The sequence below is a fragment of the Verrucomicrobiales bacterium genome (assembly GCA_016793885.1).
Lineage (GTDB): Bacteria > Verrucomicrobiota > Verrucomicrobiia > Limisphaerales > UBA11320 > UBA11320.
In genome coordinates this window covers 36,451-57,910 of the sequence record JAEUHE010000020.1, presented here as the reverse complement: position 1 = coordinate 57,910, position 21,460 = coordinate 36,451, and the positions used below count along the sequence as shown (strand labels likewise).

Genomic DNA, 21,460 nt, shown 5'->3' with positions numbered 1-21,460 from the left:
CCGAAATGGTGCATAATCGGGTGCACTAGGAAAAGTCACGTCAGTGAGAACCCAAGAATTTGCGTACAGGAGCAAAACACCGATTCAGTAATCCCCCTCCAGTTTGTTTCTGTATCCAACCCCAGCTCGATGTCGTATGAGAGTTTACGTCTCCTTTCGGATCCCAGCACCAACCACTCTAATGAGATCGACCATAACGTTCTGGTCGATGGTCATGCTACTCACGAATGTCCGTCCCTGCTCAGGCCAGAATCTTCCACGGATCACTAGCTCCCACGTCTCGGCTGGCGCTCTGCATCTGGCCTGGACGGGTAACTCCTCATCCTTCGAGGTGCAGGCGAGTTCAAGCCTGAGCGACCCTCGCTGGCGACCGGCGGTCATCACCACCCATTCCAACGCCGTTTTAGCCGTGGATGGAACGACCCGCTTCTATCGGGTCGTGACGAGTCCTACCCTCGCACCCGACAAACCGGTGGACGACACGACCCGGATGCGCGTTATGGAGGCGGTAAATCAGCGCATCGCGGACCTCCCCGGAGATGACGCTCACGCCGACGGCCGCGACCTCCTGTCCTTCCTCTCCGGGCTCGGGGAGTTCAATGACTCAGGAATATCCAGCGACTCGTCAGTGTGGGCTCGATTTACGGACGGGCGGCTTTTGCTCATCATCAACAATCGCCAGCCCGCTGACTCAAACCCCATCGTGAGGAAGCCGCAGGCAGTTCAGGGGCTCGAGTCGTTACCTCCCATTCCTTCTCGCCCCCTCTTGCGCACGGGCGTTTCCACAGGGAGCCTCACGGTGCCCCCTCCACCGCAGCTCATGGATGTTCAACCTGTCCGGCCGACCGCCCTGCCCTTCTCCTCACGAGCAGTGTTGTTCAAAGCAACGCTACCGAGCATCGAAGCCCCGGTGTTGAACTCATTGGTGCCTGCTTTCAGAAATCGCCAGTATGAGGTGATGGGGGGCGAGGCTACCCTGCCTCAGTTGAAGAACGTGGCGAACCTGGGCGGGGATATCGGCATCCTGTACATCGATTCCCACGGAGGTCTCGCCATGCTCCGTTCCATCACGACCAACGGGACTACCGGGGACCGGATCATTATGGACCAAAGCATATTCGCGGTGGCGACCTCAACCCTGGTGACCCCGGCCAACGAGAGCCTGTTCAAGGCGGATTTCGACAAAGGGGAGGTTTGCTATGCAGCCCTGGGGCCAGCCGCCTTGAAAGGACTGCGACGCGAATCCGGCGAGCCAACCACCTTTCCGCTCTTTTACTGCATCCTCCCGCGCTTCGTCAGCCAACACTGGAGCTTCGGCAGGAACAGCCTGGTCTACATCGACACCTGTCATGGCGGCAGCGCGGGCGCATCTTCGTTCGTGGAAGCTTGCATCGCCAAAGGGACCGACATGTATGCAGGTTGGTCCAAGGAGGTCGACGACGGCGGTGCCTTGCAGACGACTCAAGTGGTCTTCGACACGCTGCTCGGCGGCAGCCAGATACTGGACGTGAGCCCCCCTCAACGTGCCTTCGATCGTCTGGCTGCCGTGGACTATCTCCAAAGGTCGGGTTTCGACACCGATCCGAAGGACGGTGCGAAGCTGAGTTGGTATGAGTCGGCGGACCGGGGGAGCAACTTTGGATTGTTGGCCCCCAGTATCTTCTCGATGCATGTCGACGAGAGCAAGGAGGAGCTTCGGATCGTTGGCTTGTTTGATCCTGATGCGCCCACGACCGTGCGGTTGGGGAACGGAACGGCCAGCGTGGAGATACCGGCGACCGCGCGACGGATTGAAAATAGCGGGATGGCACTGAATCCCACCGAGGTCGTATGTCCTTTGCCGGCCCGACGACAGCCCTCAGCCGGGGACGTGACGGTGGTGCAGCGGGGACACGACAGCAACACGGTTCCCCTCACCGAATGGTGGCTCGAGGCGACTGGGGAGAAATACTTCTCCATCGGGAGGCCGCAGCCCTCCGCCACCACCGAGTTCCGTCTGCATTTTCGCGCCGATGTTCACTCATCGCGCCTCCGCCCTTACGAAGAACCCACCTTCCGGGGTTCGGGGGCCACCGCGGCGTCTGACTCGACCTGCCGCGTGAGCCATGCCTCGGGTGTCTATCCCTATCCCGATGGAAATGGAACGGTAACTTGGAGCCTTCCTCGGCCGGTGGACCTAACCATTACCTATGTTGGATTCAATCAAGTCGATTCCGCCTTTTATGGTTCGCTAAGCTTCTTCAGCGACGGCACTGGCGGCGTCAGCATGATCGCCAAAGCCAAGAACGCCATGACCGTCACAACGACGTTCGACAATGTCCAAACCTCCTATCAGACCGACCCCGGAACCCGCACCTTCCCCGCCGGCCAGACCAGGTTCGACCTGACAAGCTTCACCATACAGTCCGGCTCGGGGACCGCGGCATCGGACGCCGGCATCTTCCGCTGGAACACCTCGACGGCCACACACGCCCCCGACCGCAACGCGCTGGGCTACGCGGAGTAGGCCGCTGAGGGAGTTCACAAAAGCAGGCCCAGCCGTGATGAGCACGACAACCCTCGGGGGGCGTCGTGAAGCAGCGGTCTGACATCCTATGTAACCAGTCTGGGCTAAGGTGCTTGTTAATCCCCGAGCCGAACGCGATAGAAACGTTCAGTTAACAATGGGTTTTCATCGTCGGCCGGCAAGGTGACCGCCAACACGGCTTCGCGAGCTATCGCTACCGCGGCCGGGGTCCAAGGTTCTGAAGCCGCCCCTAGTCGAACCTCCAGGGTATAGGTTCGGCCCGGAACCGCAGACCAGAAGATGGAGACGGCGGCCGTCTCCGGATCATGCCGGATGGAGAAAATCCGCAACACGGAATTGATATCTAACGGGTCCGTCCCCAACAGCACCTCGCCGCCGTCGGAAAGGCCATCGCGGTCCGTGTCAGGGTCGTTTGGCCCGGTACGGCCAGCCGCTTCCTCGGCATCCGTAAGGCCATCTCCATCCGAATCGCTGGCTCCAGCTTGAAGGAAGGCGATGATATCGCCTCGGGCGTGATCGAAAACCAGCGGACTGGCGAGGGTGAAGGGAGCGAGCGATGTGATTACCGCAAACTCTTCGTTGAGACCACCGGGACTCAGGACGACCTGGTCGCCGGGTTGAAGAAATCTGCCACTGGTCTCCAGCTCATCCTGTGTGGTGATCTCGAAAGTGCGGACCCCAGCATCCGCATTCCCGGCCACGGAAGTCATGGGCGCTATGTCAGCGACGCCGGGCTGTCCGAGAGCCAAAGCCTGTGCGGGGGTGACTGGACTCCATCGCCGCTCGCGTGTCCAGACTTGAAGCCCCGCGATACCCTGCTCCCCGGGCGCCAGGCCGCCGCCTTGGAGAACCGGCCCCCCGACGTCAAAGAATACCTGAGCAGGCGGGGGCAGGAAACCATCGGCAAGGAACGGGATCGGTGCGGTAGATGGCAAGGACGCCGGATCATCGGGGGGAGAAAGGAGTCGTGCCAGGTAACTCGGAAAATAGAAGGGGAGACGCTGCAAAAATCCCGCTATCGACTGCTGAAACGTCAGCGGGAGAAAGTGCGCAATGAGACCGTATTTCACACTGGCCGCAGATGCCATCCCGTTGATGAGCATAAACTCGCCAGTGGGATCCGCGCGTCGAAGCTCGATCGGCTTGCCATCCTTCAGCTTGGGAGTTCCCTCGGAGTTCAGCAGATATTTTCGGGGACCCAGGAACTTCGTATTGGGTCCATCCTCGAAAACAGAAAGGTTATCGACAAAATAGCCGGCTGTCGGAGTGGATCTTCCCCACGGACCGATCGTTGCCATCGCCTCCCCTGCCCCCTCGACGCAACAACGGAGATACTCGACGCGAGTATCCTGTAGGAAGAACGTGAAACTTTCACCGTGTTGCATATCCATGATGACGGCAAGTTCGTGGTACATTTTGATCCGCGTATTCTCGTCGCGAATCATCCCGCTATGCCGGTCAAAAATGGCGAGAAAGTCTACATCTCCCGTCACGAAGCGATCCGCCGTTCCGCTCGGTCCCGACATTTTGAGCTCCCACGTGCGACGCGGAGCTCCGCTCACAGGGTCAGTCACCGCACCTACCGGGGTTTGGGTAACGGTTCGTTCGTCGGTGACTCCCGCCTTGCGTCCAGAAACGCCCTGGGCGCCAGCATCGAAATCAATGTCGATTTTGGTGGTGGACACCTCGCCCTTCAGATCCAGGGTGGGGCTTAACTTGTCCCACTCCTCCACGCGCTGCTTCAAACGTTGCCGGACCTCCGATTCGAGCACGGGGTTTCCATTGAGCGCAGGTTTGCTCTGCTTAAGCTGCGCCATGTAGCGATCCAAGGAGTCGTCCAACGCATCCCCGGTCTTACCCACAAGGGTTGCCGGAGGTTCGACCAGTTCGATCCGGGCCAGCGACTCCCTCCGATAGCCGAGGAAGTCGACATCGATATCGTTTACACACTTCCACTTCAGCGCCTGCGGCTTAGGCCACGCGAGCTTTTCGCGCAGCAGCTGAAGGGATCTCGGATGCCGGGTCCGGAAGGTAACAATCGCATCATATTTTTTAGCGAACTGCTGGAGGCGGCGGCGCTGCTCGGAGGAGATTCCGTAGATCTTTGCGAGAAGGTTGTCGGTGAGCGAGTCACCCGCACGAAGCGCCGTGGCGATATCCGTTACGTTGGGATCGGCTTCGGCGGCCGCTATTCTGGCGTCCAGGCTGGCAGCCTGACGTTCCGCCTCCTGCCGTTGAGCCTTCGCAATGACATTGTCGGTGGCGCCTTCGGCCAGATTCTTAAGGCTGCGGGTGAGGGTTTGGAAATTCCGAGCGACGACCAAGGGCTCGAACAGAAGATCCGGGTTAGCCCCGAAGAATTTGCCCACCTGGAATTGCACCTCCTCAAGATCGCCCTCGTCCACCGCCCTGAAAAAGCGATCGACCGCCCCAACAGTGGCGACCGAGAAGGCCTGGAATGCCATGGGAATCTTGCCGCCCGCCTCCCCCGCCATCACCCCCAAATTAACGAACGTGAGATACTCCACATACGCCTCCTGAAGCAGCGCGTCCAAGGCCGCGGGATCGCCCTGGACCGTCCTCCAAAGCCGGCTGGCCAGAAACGCATGCTGCCCTAGAATCATCCCCCCAAGGTTTTTCAACTCGCTGCCGGCACTACCCGCGAATTGCAGTAAGCCGAGAACAGATTCGGTCCCTTCAAAATAGATCCCATGGCTCAGGCCGCAGATCATCGAGGGTACTCCTGCGTCCAAACACTCCTCCCGAAAGCCGTCGGGAGGAGGGGGAGCAGCCGCAAATTGCACGTCGAATTCATCGCGCCATTCTTCGTCGAGAAGCGCCTGGTCGGTGGCGGGAGTCAGCGACCCACTGGCCTCCCGCACCCATAAGCGAACCCCATACCGAACCTTTCCCCGAGCTGGCGAGTAGGTGTGAAAGGAGCGCATTACCGAGCTGATGGGGATCCGACTCAAAGGGCCTTCAGCGGGAATCTCAAAAATGAAATAGCGGTCGGCCGTGAGGCCGGCTTGTGTCGACGGAGCCATGAATCCTCCTCCCAGGTTCCCCTCAGGTAGCTGGTAGACCATCGCCACCAAATCCTTCGCCTCCCCGCTGGCCTTGGACACATTTTTCAGGAAGCCGTCAACCCGTACCGATTGCCCAGAGAGATATGCCGTTCTGCCGTCCGTCGGCCGGATGCCCCATTCCAGCAGCACCCTGTCCACTAATTTAAAGTCTTTCTGGCGAAATCCGACCACTTCAGTGCCCTTGAGAGCTCCGGTCGCCCGCACCTTGATGCTGAGGGAGGCGGGAGCCGCGAAAGCGTCGAGATTCCAGCGATAGACCGCCGTCTCGCCCGGGGCCAAATCGACTCGCTTCGCTTCGCCGCCCGGCTCCAGCCCCGACGGAGGGGTGAACAGCACGGGGAGGAGAGGAACGGCGGGATTCGTAGCGATGGTGCTCTGGATGAGAGCCAGGACCTTCTCCGCAAAAGTGATTCCCACGCTCTTCACCTCAAAGGCTGAAGAGTTCCGGATACGCGCCACGATCTCGATGCAGTTCGTGGCTTGCTTGACGACACCGTTCTCAAGGAGGACGCACTCCGCGCTCTTGCGGCTCTGCGGGGTCAGGTTCAGCACCAGGTTGGGAGGCGTGATGTCAATCTCCACCTCCAACGGGTTCACCACGACTTTCTTGGAGGCGCGAAGCGACGTCTGGTTGCTCTCGCTGTTCACGGCGGTCGCCATCGCGGTAAGCTCGGCAACTCCCCGTTCGAGCGCGGTCATGGCCACGGAAAAGGATGCGCTGGGCTGGTCCAAGGTCAGTTGTATGGCGCCGACAGCCTCGCGATCCCCTAGCTCGAGAATTTGCGGATCATCGACCTGGAGCAACGGGTGCTCGAAGCGAACGGTGTGAGGCTCGGGCCGTGTCAGAGCGGCGGTCACGGTGGCGGTGAACGTTTGGCCAGGCTCAAAATGGCTGGAGCGCGTCGAAATCAGAAAGCGGACGGGAACCGGGTCGATCCAGTCTAGAGGCCGCACGTCCGGTCCTGGATAGGACGACGGCCGGGCGAGCAACCGCCCGAGGGGAGTGTGCGATCCGATGGCCGGCAATCCACCCGCAGATGTGGAACTGCTGATGACATGCAAACCCGCCGCGCCGGCGACGTATACGATTTCCGAACCATCGGGTGACCACGCCGGCAGCGCAGGGTTGAACGCCGACCAATGCGAGGTCACGAGATGCTGAATGGCGCCCGTGCGAACATCCAACAGAGACAGGCTCCGTTGATCATCCTCGATCCCAGCGGGTTTCGGCCGTGGCGCTCCTCCAACGGCTCTGATCACGGTCTTAGTGACAGCGTGTCCAATCGCTAGAACGTCACCGACAGGTGACCATCGGAATTGGACCGGAGAGGGACCGGCGGAGGTGTAGACCACGAAGAAGTTGTCTACCCAATCCACGGTGGGAATGCTTTCATGAATGACGCGGGTACTTCCCGTCGATAAGTCCCGGACCTTGATTCTGCCCTCCGTTCCCAAGATGAATTGCATTTCCCCGCGTCTGGCATTGGGGATCTTCACCTGGACCCCTTTCGTGTTCGAGTAGACAATTTTGGACCCGTCAGGGGACCAATCGAACGAGGCGATGCTGCCATCTTCGATCTTGCCGAGGGACGCGCCCAGAGGGGACACGATCTCGATGCCTGTCGTCAGAAAGGCGAGCCGATCGCCAACCGGTGACCACCGAACCATGGCATTCACGTTGGCAGTGCTGAGACCGGAGACAATGACCTTGTCCGAGCTACCGTCCAGGTTGGCCACGCGCAGGTCTGTTCCAGTACGATAGGCGATCCGCCGACCATCACGAGAGATACCTGCCGTGACGAACACGAGCCTATTGGTGCCAAAGCTACCGGTTCGTGGATCGAGGCTTGTCACCCCGAGTCCCGACTGACCCGAGCCGCTCGGATAGGCCGAACTAACGCCGATCCAATCTTGAGCCACCTGGGCATCAGCCAAGCCCGAAAGCCAGCCGCAAAGAAGCCACACAAACGCACAACCAGCCGTTCCTGTGGAACGCGCCCACCGGATCCGGAAAGGAGATCTAGGTTCCTTGCGAAGGAAGCATGACGACATTGTGACACGATAATCGCGTCCGGCCACTCAGTCAATCGCGCAAGGGGCCGATTAAGGTGCCACTAGAAGTGGGTGAAATTGGGGGGGCCGACCCCACCGTGGGTATTAACGCGGCAGAGGACCCGCTTCTTTGCCTCCAAAACTGAGGATCGGACAAATTCGGCAATACAGCCGCTTCGGACCTTTGGTATTAGATGTCATGAAATCAGGACCTCATCCGAAGGAGCGAGGATCTGCTAAATCATTCCCGGCCGATACAGAGCAACGGAGGCAGCGGGGTCTCGCGCTCACCGCGGTTTCAACGGTGTGATCCCCAGAACCTGGGCGGGATTCTGAATCGTGAGTCGGTCGATCGCAGCCTGGGCCACGCCCGCGGCTCGGAGTGCGGGCAACAACGTGTCGTTGAGATAGGTGAATCCCCGCACCTCGCCCCCATCTTCCTGGCCTACGTTGTACCATCCGTTGTCCTGGGACAGAAGGAGCCGACCGGCGTGTTTCTCGAGCAGGGCAGCCACCAGTTTGAGGTGTTGCTCCAATGGGCGGCGGCTGACCGCATCGAAGGAGACCCAGGCTCCCAATTCGGCAATCTGTTGGTTAAAAGAAAGTCCATGGCTGTCTGAGTGAGCGACGACAAACCGGGACGGCATTCCCCCCTGCTCCGCGAAAAGCCGGGTTGCGGCCAGACCGGCAGGTCCGCCACCGGTATGACACGTCACGCTGAGTCCGGTTCGACCTGAGGTAATAGCCGCGGCGCGAACCAGTTTCTCATCGATCTCCGACAGCCGAACAGAGTCGCCCTTAACCTCGTCGACCCCGATCTTCAGGAAGCCGGGTTTGACGCCCGTGTCCTCGATACCGCGCTCCCACTCCGCCGTCCAACGCCCGGCGAGCTGGTCGGCGGACTCATCGTAGGCATGCGGCGGCACAAACTTGTCGTTAGCCCCGCCGTAATAACCGGTGTTGGTGATCAGGTGGAGGCCGGTTGCCTCGGCGAGCTGCTTCAACACCCGAGGGTCGCGGCCGATGAACGCCGGCGAGCAATCGACGAACCCGGTGAAACCGCGGTCGCGAAGCTCTCGCAAATAGGGAAGCATGCGCTTGACCACCGTGTCGACGTCCCACCGGTGACGCCCCGTCTGCCCGGCGCCGACAAAGTCGCACATCACATGCTCATGCACGAGGGTACGGCCCAGTTTTGCCGCCGGGATGGGACCAGTGACGGTCTGGACAAACGGTTCCGGTTTATCGAGCGCCGCCGCGTGAGGAACCAACCAGTTCTGGGAGCACCACCCCACGGCGGCCAGGCCCGAAAGAAATCGACGTCGGTTTAGAGAGCAATGCCTTGGTGACTTCTTGGTATCGGAGGTATGGACAGGTTCATTCATAGGCCCGATGCCGCGGCTTCCACATTAGGGTTCCTGCGTGGAGGTCAATGAACCGAAAATAAGCCTATCACCCCGCACTCTAGCAAGGAGAATAGTTGCTGGGGATGATCATGAGTCAGGAGCAGAGTCGCACCACTTCGTCGGCAATCGTGGACAACGGCAACACCTTGCTGACACCCCCATGCTTGATGGCCTCGGCGGGCATGCCAAAAACTACACAGCTCGCCTCGTCCTGGGCGATGTTCAGTGCTCCGGCCTCCTTCATCTCCTGCATTCCGCGAGCGCCATCGTCACCCATGCCCGTCATGATGACGCCTACGCAGTTCTTCCCGGCATATCGTGCGGCAGATCGGAACAGGACATCGACAGACGGCCGATGGCGGCTGACGAGGGGGCCGTCCTTGACCTCGACGAAATAGCGTGCGCCGCTACGCTTCAGCAGCGTGTGCTTGTTGCCTGGGGCAATCAAGACTTGGCCCCGGATGACGGAATCCCCGTCCGCGGCCTCCTTCACTGTTACCGCGCAGAGCTCGTTCAGGCGTGCAGCAAAGCTGGCGGTAAACTTTTCCGGCATGTGCTGCACGATCACGATGCCGGGCGAATCGGCGGGCAAAGCCTGGAGGAACTCCCGAAGCGCTTCGGTGCCGCCGGTCGATGCGCCAATAGCAACGATCTTCTCCGTGGTCTGGATCATGGCCTGCGAGGTGGCTTTGGCGATGACTGAGTCGGCTGAGAGCTTGGGTTGCACCTGCAGCGCCGGAGCGGCGGCACGCCTTTCCCGCACGCGGACCAGGGCGGCTGATTTCACCACGTCGCAAATGTGCACACACGACTCCTGAAAGAACTGCTTCGTGCCCAGCTTCGGTTTGGTGATGATGTCGACGGCGCCCTTCTCCAGGGCCGCGATGGCGGTTTCCGACCCTTTCTCAGTCAACGTCGAGCAGATGACGACCGGGATCGGGTGCTGGCTCATGATCCGCTGCAGAAAGGTGATACCATCCATCCTCGGCATCTCAACATCGAGGGTGATGACGTCGGGAACCTCCTCGCGGATCCGCTCAACCGCCATGTAGGGATCGCTCGCAGTCGCCATCACAGCAATGGATGGATCCGTCTCGAGAATCTCCTTCAGGCTCTGTCGGACGGTCGCGGAGTCGTCTACCACCAGCACTCGGATCTTGGGTTTATTCATGGCAAGCGAGTTGGATTCCGATGACCGAGATGTTTGTGCATCACCTCCCCGGTCGCGGTGTTGAATAGAATTTTTCTGCCATCGGTTCCCCCGACGTTGGAGGCGTGAATGGTGAACCCGGCTTGCTTAAGCAGTTCCCGAGCCCGACGCACATTGGCGTTCCCGATCCATCGTTCGCGGGAGGGGACTTCTGACATGCTGATGACATTGCCGCCCCCGAACAGTTTCACCTCGATCTCCTCCGGCCTGAGTCCGGCTTGCCGGAAATGATCGCACATGCGCGGGACGACCTCGCTGACATACCGGTAGGGGCATGCCTCCTGGTCACCGGCGGCCCCGGGACGGCCGTCCGGCAGCATCGCGTGGCAAATCCCGGCGAGGTGGGATCGCGGGTGAAACATGGTGACGGAGACGCACGATCCGAGCACGGTTACAATCATGCTAGGCTCCCGGCAAAGAATGAGTTCGCCGGGCTTAAGGTGAAGCTGGGGTAGCTTCGATGCCTTCATAAAGGCTTCCGAAACACGGCGGACGCGACCGGGGTCACGGGGATGTTCAAACCGGCCAGTGATTCCGAGTGTCCCACGAAAAGATACCCGCCGGGCTTAAGGTTGCGGCAAAGCTTGTTGATCACTGACTCCTGCGTCGGCTTGTCGAAATAGATCATCACGTTCCGAAAGAAGATCACTTCGAACTCGTCCTTAACGTTGTAATTGCCATCCATGAAGTTCAACCGATGGAAGTGGATGCGGCGACGCAGTTCGGGAACGATCCGCACCAATCCCTGTGCCGGATCCTTGCTCCGCATCAGGTAACGCGGGCGTAACGGTTCGGGCACAGGCTCAATGCGAGCCTCCTCGTAGATCCCCGCGCTGGCCTGCTCCAGCACGCGAGTGGAGATGTCGGTGGCAAGCACAACAAAATCGAACCCTCTCCTCTCGCGGGCGTATTCCCCCAGGACCATCGCCTGAGTGTAAGGTTCCTCGCCCGTGGAACACCCGGCGCACCAGAGCTTGAAGCGCCAGTTCGGGCCTTTTCCGTATTGGAGGGCGAGATTGGGCATCGCGGTTCGGGTCAAATACTCAAAATGCCGGGGCTCGCGAAAGAAATCCGTTTTGTTGGTCGTGACGGCATCAATGAAGTGAACGCGCTCCTCCTCCGCGTTCGGCGAATTGAAGAGGTAATCCTGATAGTCGTCCAGCGAATCGAGTTCGAGATGCCGCAGCCGCCGCATCAGCCGGCTTTGCAGCATCGAAACCTTGCTCTCATTCATCATGATTCCCAACTCACGGGTAATGAACTCGGCAAAGCGGGCAAAATTGTCCGCCGACAGGTTTAGCGCATCGTTCAGGGCGACCGCTTCAGGCTGGCCATTCCCTCCCGACGAAACCTTCACATTTGGACGAGCGGGCATGGTTTGAGGGTGCGTGGTTTAGTAGCTGGTGAATTCCTTGTCGTGTTGATCCGACTCGGCATTCGGATCCGACAAATCAATCGACTTGCCCGTCGTCTTGGCGGCGCGAGCCGGCGAGGACGCAGACTCAGACCTGGCACTCTTCGGCTTGGCCGCTGCGGCCGCCCGCGCCGACCCGAGCCCGGAGGCGGCCGTCCGATTGTGGGTGTTGACCTTAAAGAACCCGATGCTTGCCTGCAGCTGCTCAGCCTGGCTGGAGAGCTCCTCGGCCGTTGAGGCCAATTCCTCAGACGCGGCGGCGTTCTGCTGGATGACCTGGTCGAGCTGCTGGATGGCCTTGTTCACCTGGCCTGCGCCTGTGCCCTGCTCCGCGCTGGCGGCGTTGATCTCCTGAATCAACTCGGCTGTTTTCCGAATATCCGGAACCAGTTTGGTGAGGAGCTGCCCGGCCCCCTCGGCCACCTTCACCCCCTCCACGGTTAGCTTGCTGATCTCCGCCGCCGCGGTCTGGCTGCGCTCAGCCAGCTTGCGAACCTCAGAAGCCACCACTGCGAAACCCTTCCCGTGTTCGCCGGCCCGGGCGGCCTCGACCGCGGCGTTCAGGGCGAGCAGGTCGGTCTTGCGGGCGATTTCCTCGATGATGGTGATCTTTTCCGCGATGTCCTTCATCGCTGTGACCGTCTGCACCACCGCATCGCCGCTGCATCGGGTATCCTCGGCGGCCTTGGAGGCGAGCTTGTCCGTCTGCCGGGCGTTGTCGGCGTTCTGCTGAATGCTCGAGGTCATCTGCTCCATGGAGGAGGTGGTTTCCTCAGCGGAGGCCGCTTGCTCGCTGGCTCCTTGCGACAACTGTTGGGCGGTCGCGCTGAGTTGCTCGCTCCCCGAGGCCACGTTGCTCACGGCCTGGCTGACTTCACCCACCACACTGCGCAAATTCTCGAGCATCTTCGCGAGGGCGTTGCCGAGCGCATCACGATCGGAGAGCGGATGAACCTGGACGGTGAGATCTCCCTGGCTGATGGTCTCCGCAGCGGCAGCGCTCGCACGCAGATTGCTCGTCATGCGATTGAAGGCATCGCACAGCTCACCCACCTCGTCATTGCGCTTGAAATTGAGCTGATTGCTGAAATCGCCGGCCGCGATGTCATTGGCAAGATCAACGGCGGAGCGCATGGGAACGGTGATGGAGCGCGTGATGAGCACGCAGGCAAAGCCCCCCAGGAGGATGCCGCCGACCAGAATGACCACCACGGTTAGATGAGCACGGTCGTATCGAGCATTCGCCGCCTGATACTCCTCCTGGGCAACCCGCAGCTGCAAGTCCACCAGCTCACCAATCTTCGAGGTCAGGGGATCGATCACATCGTACAGCGGCCCGTCAAAGGCATTGAGTTCGCCGGCCAGCTTCCCTCGCTTTTGACTTAAGAAAGTCACCACTTCCGCCAGCCGGGGTTCGGTCTGAGCGAGCAGCTTCTTCGTGTCCTCAACCATCCGGGATTCCTCGTCGGTCAGCTTGGTGGCAATGTAAGCCTTCCAGTCGACGTTGGATTTTCCAACCGCCTCATTGATCGAGGTAAGCATTTGCTCAGCGGTCAGCGTACCGGCATTGCCCTTGTTCAGGGCATCGATGACGTAGACGGCATAGTTGTCCGAGATGGTTTTGAGCTGTTTGAGTGGCACCACCCGATCGTTGTAGACGGTTTCGAGCCCTTGCTTGGTTCTGGACAGGCCGATTAAGCTCAGGATCCCGACGGTGGCGGTGAGAAGGAAAAGGCCGGCACAGGCCAGACCGATACGTTTGCCGATGGTGAGTTTCATGGGAATAGGAAATTAGGTGGGGTTTAGTGGCTGACTTCCGCCGTATCCGACGGATCTTGCAGCAAGAAAAGTTCGTTAGAGGAAAACACCGCTTTGATATCGAGCAGAATGATGAACTGGTCGCCGCGCCGGCCCATCCCCTGGATCAGTTCGGAGCGCCAACGCATTGCGATCCGCGGCGGCGGACTGATCTGCGCCGGCTCCAGCTCAATGACTTCGTGAACACTGTCCGCGATACCTCCCACGACGGTAACCTCGCCCTCGAGATCCAGTTCCATCACCACGATGCGGCTGTTCACCGTCTCCGGGATCTGAGGCAGCCCGAACTTCAGCCGCAAATCCACGACCGGGATGGCCTTGCCGCGAACGTTGACGACCCCACGCATGTAATCAGGCGCCGTGGGCACCCGCGTGATCTGGGGAAGCTCCAGCACCTCGCGCACCTGGGCGACATTGATGGCGAAAAGTTCATCTCCCAGCTTGAAAGTGATGTACTCAGCTGTCGCGGAGATCGAGGAGGTTGACACGGATGAGGAAGTGGTTGGATTCATGGTAAAGGTGAGGTGCCGAGATGGGGAGCAGAAGAGGAGCGTTGCGCGGGGCCGGCGCCGCGGGTGCGGGCCGACTGGATGAGCCCGACTAGATCCAAGATCAGCGCCACTCGTCCATCGCCCATGATGGTCGCACCGGAGACGATCCCGACATTGCGATAGAACCGGCCCAGGGATTGAATGACGGTCTGGTGGCTACCCAGGACTCGGTCCACCACTAGTCCCACGCGCTGGTCCTCATGGCGGACGATGACAATCTTCTCCAAGTCGAGTTCGGCACTACGAACGTCGAACACCTCCCGCAGCCGCAGATAGGGCACCAGCTCACCTCGGATGGCGACGACGTTGCGGCCGTTATTCCGGCTCCGCTCGTGGCGCAGCAGTTCAACATTCTCGGTCACGATCGACATCGGAATAATGAACTGATCCCCCCCCAACTCGACCAGCAACCCATCGATGATCGCCAGCGTCAGAGGCAGCGTGAGAGCTATCGTGGTGCCTACACCCACTTCGCTAGCAATGGATACCGATCCGCGAAGCGCATCAATCTGCCGCTTCACCACGTCCATGCCAACACCCCGGCCGGAGATGCTCGTCACCTGTTGGGCGGTGGAGAAGCCGGGAAGGAAGATCAGATTGAAAATCTCCTTATCGCTCAAACTGGCATCCGCCGGTATGAGCTGTTTCTCGACGGCCTTGGCTCGGATCGCAGCCGTATCCAGGCCCTTGCCATCATCTTGAATAGTGACGACCACATTGGACCCCGTGTGAGCGGCCGCCAGACGAATGGTTCCGCGGCGAGGCTTGCCCCTCTTTTGACGAACATCCGCCGCTTCGATCCCATGATCCAAGCTATTGCGAATGAGGTGAACCAACGGATCACCCAGCTGATCGAGCACCGTCTTGTCGAGTTCCGTTTCAGCCCCTTCGGTGAGGAGGTCGATCTCTTTCCCGAGCTCGGCGGAGAGATCGTGAACCAGCCGCTTGAAGCGGTTGAAGGTGGAGCCGATCGGCATCATGCGGATACCGAGTACATCGTCCCGTAACTCGGACACCAGGCGCTCGATTTCCTCAACCGGGACGGCGAGGTCCGGGGAGTCGAATCGTGATGCCGCCTGGCTAAGCCGAGACTGGTTCATGACCAGTTCGCCCACCAGGTTGACCAGGTGGTCGAGCTTTTCAGATGGGACGCGAACTGTGTTGTCCTTCCCGGGGGCTTTGCGAGCTCCCACCCCGGTCGGAACGGCGGAGGTCTTGGGGGTGGAGGCCGACCGACCCTCCGTTCGGCCTAAGGCTGGAGCAGTCGCGGCCGGATTTGGCTGGGAAGCTGCGCGGGGACTCGTTTCCGGAATCTGAACCATCAGCGCGCCCTTGGCCGACGGAGGGACCGGTTCGATCAGGATCGTGCTACCGTCCTGAACGAAGATGAAGACATCCTGAATGGCATTCAGGCCCTTGTCAGTGCTGAGATGGATATCCCAGGCAAAGTGGCATTGATCCGGCTGAAGCAAGGCGAGCTCAGGAACTTCCTCCAACTTGGCCACGAGGGTACCATCGCCCAAGGCTAGCAGCTCCTTGAGCAGTGCAACCGGACTCGTACCGCTCAGCAACAACGCCGGGTCCGGACGAAATTGGATTTGAAAGCTCTCCCGGGGGCGAATGCCCGTCGGGGGAGGCGGGATCGTAGCCGAGGGCGGAGCTGGGAGAGTATCGTTCCGGAGAACCGAGGCGCCACCGGGATTCCACAGCCCATTCAGCGAAGCGATAATCCTACCGCTCTCATCGGCCGAGCCGGACGACGGTGCTGGTGCCGGATCCAGCAGAAACTTGATATGATCCTTGGCGGCCAAAACCAAACCGATCAGCTCCTGCGAGAGACCAAGCTGTCCCTCGCGCACCCGATCCAAAGCCGTTTCAACGTGGTGTGTAAAGGCCGCGACCGCATCGAATCCGAACATGGCACCGGATCCCTTGATCGTGTGGAAGGCGCGAAACAAACGGTTCACATCCTCGGCGTCCGGCGCCAGCGGGTCCACCTCCAGCGCGACTTCCTCGATCAGCCCGAGCAGATCGTCGGCTTCCTGAAGAAAGGTGATGGCGGGATTGGGCTGCGACATGAGAGCGATGCTGGGCTTAGGGTAGAAACTTCTTCGCTACCGCGACGAGTTGCTCGCTGCGAAAGGGTTTCACGATCCAACCGCTGGCACCTGCGGCCTTGCCCGCCTGCTTTCGGTCATCTTGAGACTCAGTGGTGAGCATGATGATCGGAACGTACTTGTATTGAGGCAGTGCCCGAACCCGCTTGATCAGCTCGATGCCATCCATTTCTGGCATGTTCAGATCAGTGATCAGCATGCCTACCGGGGGGGCGCCGTCCAGTTTGCTCAAGGCCTCCTTCCCATCCATCGCCTCCACCACCTCGAAACCTGCGTTGCGAAGGGTAAAGGAAATCATTTGTCGCATGCTGGCAGAGTCGTCAGCTGTCATGATGGTTTTGCTCATAGGTCAGAGATCAGGAATCACGTGGTTTGGTTATCGGAAAGTGCCGCCAGAGGAAGTCCGATCGCGGCGCTCGCCTCCACGACCGCCGGCGAGATCGCAGAGATGGTGAACGGCTTGTTGGCGGCGAGAGCGGACTTTCGGGTCGAGCAAAGCAGCTGCAGGGTGACCCAATCACAGGTTCGCACATCGCTTAGATCCAATCGAATCTCAGACTTCGAGGTGACCAGCTCCAGAAGCGTTTCGCGAAGCAGGAATCCCGTGTGGAGATCAAGGTCGCCCGTCAGCTTCACCGCCCCATCCGAACTGTGCGTAAAAGTGAGATCCATAACGCAGACCTAGTTGAGTCTAGAAACTCCACTGCTCCGGTATCTCGAACCGCCGCCTGCTGGTAAGGCCAATGCGGGGCAACGCTTCAAAGGTTGAACGCTACCTTGATGCCGCCTGGACCGAATGTTGCTCCCCCAAGTTTGTCGCATTGATACCTCCCCGCTTAAACAAAGACAATGGTGCCGCCCCCCATTTACCAGGATGACTCAGCCACCCCCGACTGGCAGCACGACTCACCACCCCAAAAGCTGGTGTCATACCCCATACCCTTCCCAACAAGTTGTGTAATCGGCAGGGTGTCGGGAACGGTTTAGCAAGAATTGGTTTGGAGGCCTGCGATTTCGCCAGACCCCGAAGGTGGTCGCCTCTAGCTAGCCGTCCTCCATTCTCGCTTAGAAACGCTTTTAGGATGGACGGCGAGGCTAGCTTTGGTTAGTGCACTGCGGTTCAGTCAAATCAGCGGAGCATTTGTTGTTCTAACCCCAAACACGAGTGACCTCTAGTTATGCAGCAAACCCTACTCACCCTATGTGTCTGCCTTATCCTCATGCCTTGGCGCGGTTCGACCGCCCCCTCGGATCCTCCTATCTCAGCCAATAGCGTCACCCTCGCAGCGGACGCAACCCCCACCGCAACGCTGAGTGGTGACGGGACGGTCTGTCCCGGCCAACCAACACCCATCGGCGTGGCCCTGACCGGAACCGCTCCCTGGACGCTCACCTGGTCGGATGGTGTGCAGCAGACCTCAGTCGAGGCAACTGTGACTCGGATCGTCTCTCCCACCAACAACGTCACCTACTTCCTCACCGGCCTCTCGGACGCCAGCGGGACCGCCAACGTCGAGGACCTCGGTGAAAGTGTCCTGATTCGGGTGGAACCCAAGCTCACCGCGACGCTCTCCAACATCACCACGAATGTGTGCAGCGGCGAGCCGCAGCAGCTGCGGGTGGCATTCACGGGGCGAGGTCCCTGGATTGTCACCTGGTCCGATGGTTCGACCAGCACCGCCACCACCAGCCCCGCTGTGTTGGAAGTCACCGCGATCAACACGAACGCCAGCCGAACCATCACCACCAATTTTACCATCAGGAGCTTGTCCAACGCGTCGTGCACCGCGGCGGCAGCCGATCTCAAGGGGAGCGCGATTCTCAATGTGGCACCTCGGCCCACCGCAGTCGTGAGCGGCGATATCACACTGTGCGAAGGAAGCACCGCATCCATCCAAGCAATCCTGACCGGCGTGGGACCTTGGGTGGTCGTCTGGTCCGATGGGGTGATCGAGAATGCCACCGCCAGTCCGGCCCGACGAACCGTCAGACCCGCAGGCACCACGGAATATCGGGTGAAGGCGCTCTCGGATAGGAACTGTTCCGCTCGGGCGGAGGATCTGACGGGTCTGGTAACCGTCGACGTCCTGCCTCGCCCGCGAGGCACGGTCAGCGGAGTGGCAACCATTTGCAATCGTGGATCGACCGAAATCCAAGCCGACTTGACCGGCCTTGGCCCCTGGACGGTCACCTGGTCGGATGGCTTGGTCCAATCGAATGTCCTCCAGAGCCCGGTGGTTCGAATCGTGAGCGGCACCAACGAGACACCCGCCACCGTGGTCACCAACCGATACTCCCTGCGCGCCGTTGCTACCCTGGAATGCCGGTCACAGGCTTCCGATCTACAAGGAGAAGCCATCGTTCGGGTGCAAAACGGGCCGACCTCGACGGTCACAGGAACCAACACGGTTTGCAGTGGCCAGCCTGCCCTGATCCAACTGACCCTCACGGGCACTGGGCCTTGGGAAATAAGCTGGTCGGATGGCTTTGTTCAAAACGTTGCCCACGCGATCACGAATCGCCTGGTGAGCCCGGTAAATCCAAGCGCCACCGAAACGACCGCGCTCAGCTACACCATCACGAATCTCGTCGACGCGATATGCACGGCTTCGGTCACCCAGCTCAAGGGGCGAGGCTTGGTGAACGTGTATCCGAGAACCGGAGCAACCCTCACCGGGGGCGGGACGGTTTGCACCGAGGGGGCGGCTGTTCTTTCGGTGGAGCTGACCGGAACCGCACCGTGGACCTTAGTCTGGTCAGATGGCTTCCAACAAATTACCAACGGGCCGATCGCGCTTCGTGTGGTCAACCCGACGACGACGACCAACCTATTTCTCACCAGTCTTACCGATGGACGCTGCGATGCCGATCCCTCCGAATTGAGAGGTAACGCTACGATCACCCTCAGTGCCCCCCCTTCGGCGGTCGTATCCGGGGATGCCACGCCGTGCTTGGGGCAGACCGTCCCGATCCAGGCGACCTTGACCGGCACGGGACCCTGGACGCTGACGTGGTCGGACGGATTTGTTCAGTCGAACATCCTGCAAAGCCCGGTGACTCGACTCATCTCGCTCACCAACAATGCGGGTGGGAATGCGGTAACGAATCGCTTCTTCCTGACCGCGCTGACTTCTGGCGATTGTCAGGCTCGCCCGGCGGATCTCACTGGCGAAGCCATTCTCGTCACACCGGAGCGACCCACCGTAACCGTGAGTAGTCCCAGCGGTAGTATTTGCGCCGGCGATACGGCACTGCTTCAAGTCACATTATCCGGTCAAGGACCCTGGACGGTCACCTGGTCGGATGGCGAAGTGGCGACCTACTTCGCGAGCCCAACGAATCGAATCGTTCAACCCACCCGACTGTCCACCTACAGCGTACGGGCGCTCCAGGATGCCAACTGTGCGGCCCTTCCGGAGGATATCGCGGGCAATAACGTGCTCGTGCGTGTCAACCCCGCTCCGGCAGTTCCCATCAGCTTGGGAGATGTCACCAACACCGTCGAGGGAACCCTTTCACCGCCGCTGGCGGTGCAAGCCCCAACCGGCAATGTGGTTGTTGACTGGTTCAGCTCCGCGACCGGCGGTGTCGCCCTGGCCACCGGGACCAATAGCTTCCAGCCCACCAATCTGGTGGCGGGAGCCTATCTCTACTATGCCGAAGCGAGGAATGCCCAGTCAGGATGCCTGAGCACCAACCGCACCCCCGTCAGTCTCACCATCGTGCCACGGCTGGTGCTGCAGCTGCAGCGAATAGAGGGATCCTCCCAGTTGCTCAGCTGGTTCGGAGCGTATGGGCTCCAAACCACCACGAATCTGTTTGGTCCCGCTGAGGCACCCAATTGGGTGAATATCGTCACGGGCCAGGTGTCGACTTTGAACTTCTACACCAACACCAGCTCGGAACGAGAGAGATACTTCAGGCTTTTTCAGCCTTAGCAGAGGCCTTGCTGGAGGCCTTCTTTGAAATTTGGGCGGCCAGGGCGAAGTCCTTGGCCGTCAGGCCACCGGCGTCGTGCGTCGTCAAGACCAGATGCACTTGATTCCAGCGGATGTCTATATCGGGATGGTGCCCGGCGCGTTCCGCTAGACGAGCGAGCTGATTCACGAACCTGATCGCTTGAACAAAGCCCTTGAACTCGAAACTGGACCGAATCGTCGTGCCTTGGCGGCGCCAGAGGGGAACGGTTTTTAGAGCGGCCTTCAGCTGTGGTTTAGTGAGTGGTTTCATAAGGAGAATGACTTTCAGAAAAGTAACAACTCCTCCGCGGGACAGGCCCGCGGAGGAGTTCTAATCGGTGACTCAAACTATCCAACGACCGCTTTCGCGACTCTCCACCGAGCCGCCTCGATGAATCCTGGTTACTTCTTCTTTTTGGACTTGTGACGCCCTTTGAACGTCAGCTCGGCAATACCCGATTTGTCCAGTTCGCCCAGGCCTTCCTTCACCATGCGATCATACTGCTTCTTGGTGGCGGCGGCCAACGGCAAGGTCAACCCCGCCTCCTGACCGAGTTTGAGGGCAATGCCGCTATCTTTGGCGGCATGCGAGGCGGAGAAGAAGCAGCTGTGATCCCGATTCTGCATGTCCTCGCCATCAGTCACCAGCACCCGGCTGTTGGCGCCGGTCTGCGAGAAGATCTCACGCAGCATGGTCAGGTCCAGCTTCAGCGCCTGTCCCAACCCGAGACCTTCCGCCAAACCTGCAGTATTGATGTTCATCACCATGTTCACCAACGCCTTGACGCGCGCGGCTTGACCCGATTTCCCAACGTAGCGCATGGAGTTGCTGAGCTTCTCCAATACGGGCTTAACCTTGTTGTAAACGGCTTCGTCGCCACCGAGCATCAGATAGAGGGTCCCCTGACGGGCCTGGGTGATGCTGGAGGCCATGCAGGCTTCCAGCGACGCGGCCTTGGCCTTCTTGGCCAGCTTTTCAACGTCGACGTGGGTCTTGGGAGACACCGTGGCGCAGTTGATGAACACGCGTCCCTTGGCGCCAACCAGCAGGCTGTCCCCCTTCGGCGCAAAAATCCGAACCATGGCCTTGTCATCCGTCACGACGGTGACTACGACGTCGGCCAGGGCGGTCACTCCCGCCAAGGTCGTCGGAGCGGAGCAACCCAACTCCTTAGCCAACGCTTCAGCGATCGGCCGGTGGGTGTCATAGACCGCCGTGATTTCAAATCCAGTTTCCTTGAGTCGGCGGGCCATATTGGACCCCATGCGACCCACTCCAACGAATGCAATACGTTCTGCCATATGTGTTCTCTTGTTCTC

Annotated in this window: 14 protein-coding genes; 2 read left to right on the top strand and 12 right to left on the bottom strand. The window is 60.0% G+C overall.

Annotated features, from left to right (window positions below; genetic code table 11):
* The first annotated feature begins 181 nt into the window (after positions 1-181).
* Positions 182-2,506 carry a hypothetical protein gene (locus JNN07_02700; GenBank protein MBL9166635.1) on the top strand — a complete coding sequence of 775 codons (2,325 nt, stop codon included), beginning with the start codon at positions 182-184 and terminating at the stop codon, positions 2,504-2,506.
* A gap of 116 nt (positions 2,507-2,622) precedes the next feature.
* Here JNN07_02700 and JNN07_02695 read toward each other — a convergent pair whose 3' ends face one another.
* From JNN07_02695 to JNN07_02650, 10 genes are all read right to left on the bottom strand, one after another.
* Positions 2,623-7,578, bottom strand: coding sequence for a PD40 domain-containing protein (locus JNN07_02695; protein ID MBL9166634.1), 4,956 nt, complete (start codon positions 7,576-7,578; stop codon positions 2,623-2,625).
* 374 nt (positions 7,579-7,952) lie between these two features.
* A complete protein-coding gene (locus JNN07_02690; protein MBL9166633.1) occupies positions 7,953-9,050 on the bottom strand; it encodes a hypothetical protein in 1,098 nt (365 codons plus the stop codon).
* 115 nt (positions 9,051-9,165) lie between these two features.
* The gene (locus tag JNN07_02685; GenBank protein MBL9166632.1) at positions 9,166-10,242 is read right to left on the bottom strand and encodes a chemotaxis response regulator protein-glutamate methylesterase; all 1,077 of its coding nucleotides are present in this window, start codon (positions 10,240-10,242) and stop codon (positions 9,166-9,168) included.
* The gene (locus tag JNN07_02680; GenBank protein ID MBL9166631.1) at positions 10,239-10,751 is read right to left on the bottom strand and encodes a chemotaxis protein CheD; all 513 of its coding nucleotides are present in this window, start codon (positions 10,749-10,751) and stop codon (positions 10,239-10,241) included. Before JNN07_02680 ends, JNN07_02685 begins: the two co-directional genes overlap by 4 nt.
* Positions 10,748-11,656: a protein-glutamate O-methyltransferase CheR gene (locus JNN07_02675; protein MBL9166630.1), complete on the bottom strand. Its 909-nt coding sequence runs from the start codon at positions 11,654-11,656 to the stop codon at positions 10,748-10,750. Before JNN07_02675 ends, JNN07_02680 begins: the two co-directional genes overlap by 4 nt.
* 18 nt (positions 11,657-11,674) lie before the next feature.
* Positions 11,675-13,474, bottom strand: a complete 1,800-nt coding sequence (locus JNN07_02670; protein ID MBL9166629.1) for an MCP four helix bundle domain-containing protein — start codon at positions 13,472-13,474, stop codon at positions 11,675-11,677.
* Between the two features lie 23 nt (positions 13,475-13,497).
* Positions 13,498-14,025 (bottom strand): chemotaxis protein CheW, encoded by a 528-nt coding sequence (locus JNN07_02665; protein MBL9166628.1) that lies wholly within the window; start codon positions 14,023-14,025, stop codon positions 13,498-13,500.
* A complete protein-coding gene (locus JNN07_02660; GenBank protein MBL9166627.1) occupies positions 14,022-16,142 on the bottom strand; it encodes a chemotaxis protein CheA in 2,121 nt (706 codons plus the stop codon). Before JNN07_02660 ends, JNN07_02665 begins: the two co-directional genes overlap by 4 nt.
* A 16-nt stretch (positions 16,143-16,158) precedes the next feature.
* A complete protein-coding gene (locus JNN07_02655) occupies positions 16,159-16,527 on the bottom strand; it encodes a response regulator (GenBank protein MBL9166626.1) in 369 nt (122 codons plus the stop codon).
* A 17-nt stretch (positions 16,528-16,544) separates the two neighbouring features.
* Positions 16,545-16,853 (bottom strand): STAS domain-containing protein, encoded by a 309-nt coding sequence (locus tag JNN07_02650; protein ID MBL9166625.1) that lies wholly within the window; start codon positions 16,851-16,853, stop codon positions 16,545-16,547.
* A 506-nt stretch (positions 16,854-17,359) separates the two neighbouring features.
* Between JNN07_02650 and JNN07_02645 the strand changes: the two genes are divergently transcribed.
* Positions 17,360-20,119, top strand: a complete 2,760-nt coding sequence (locus JNN07_02645; protein ID MBL9166624.1) for a hypothetical protein — start codon at positions 17,360-17,362, stop codon at positions 20,117-20,119.
* On the opposite strand, the gene JNN07_02640 is transcribed toward JNN07_02645, so the two are convergent.
* Together JNN07_02640 and JNN07_02635 are read right to left on the bottom strand one after the other, a co-directional pair.
* Entirely contained in the window at positions 20,100-20,411 is a 312-nt protein-coding gene (locus JNN07_02640) for a 4a-hydroxytetrahydrobiopterin dehydratase (protein MBL9166623.1), read from the bottom strand. The genes JNN07_02645 and JNN07_02640 overlap by 20 nt on opposite strands.
* A gap of 131 nt (positions 20,412-20,542) precedes the next feature.
* Positions 20,543-21,442: an NAD(P)-dependent oxidoreductase gene (locus JNN07_02635; protein ID MBL9166622.1), complete on the bottom strand. Its 900-nt coding sequence runs from the start codon at positions 21,440-21,442 to the stop codon at positions 20,543-20,545.
* Positions 21,443-21,460 lie beyond the last annotated feature (18 nt).

Coding starts and splice junctions, on each gene's coding strand:
- JNN07_02700 (MBL9166635.1), top strand. CDS start 182: ATGAGATCGACCATAACGTTCTGGTCGATGGTCATGCTACTCACGAAT.
- JNN07_02690 (MBL9166633.1), bottom strand. CDS start 9,050: ATGAATGAACCTGTCCATACCTCCGATACCAAGAAGTCACCAAGGCAT.
- JNN07_02685 (MBL9166632.1), bottom strand. CDS start 10,242: ATGAATAAACCCAAGATCCGAGTGCTGGTGGTAGACGACTCCGCGACC.
- JNN07_02680 (MBL9166631.1), bottom strand. CDS start 10,751: ATGAAGGCATCGAAGCTACCCCAGCTTCACCTTAAGCCCGGCGAACTC.
- JNN07_02675 (MBL9166630.1), bottom strand. CDS start 11,656: ATGCCCGCTCGTCCAAATGTGAAGGTTTCGTCGGGAGGGAATGGCCAG.
- JNN07_02670 (MBL9166629.1), bottom strand. CDS start 13,474: ATGAAACTCACCATCGGCAAACGTATCGGTCTGGCCTGTGCCGGCCTT.
- JNN07_02665 (MBL9166628.1), bottom strand. CDS start 14,025: ATGAATCCAACCACTTCCTCATCCGTGTCAACCTCCTCGATCTCCGCG.
- JNN07_02660 (MBL9166627.1), bottom strand. CDS start 16,142: ATGTCGCAGCCCAATCCCGCCATCACCTTTCTTCAGGAAGCCGACGAT.
- JNN07_02655 (MBL9166626.1), bottom strand. CDS start 16,527: ATGAGCAAAACCATCATGACAGCTGACGACTCTGCCAGCATGCGACAA.
- JNN07_02650 (MBL9166625.1), bottom strand. CDS start 16,853: ATGGATCTCACTTTTACGCACAGTTCGGATGGGGCGGTGAAGCTGACG.
- JNN07_02645 (MBL9166624.1), top strand. CDS start 17,360: ATGCAGCAAACCCTACTCACCCTATGTGTCTGCCTTATCCTCATGCCT.
- JNN07_02640 (MBL9166623.1), bottom strand. CDS start 20,411: ATGAAACCACTCACTAAACCACAGCTGAAGGCCGCTCTAAAAACCGTT.
- JNN07_02635 (MBL9166622.1), bottom strand. CDS start 21,442: ATGGCAGAACGTATTGCATTCGTTGGAGTGGGTCGCATGGGGTCCAAT.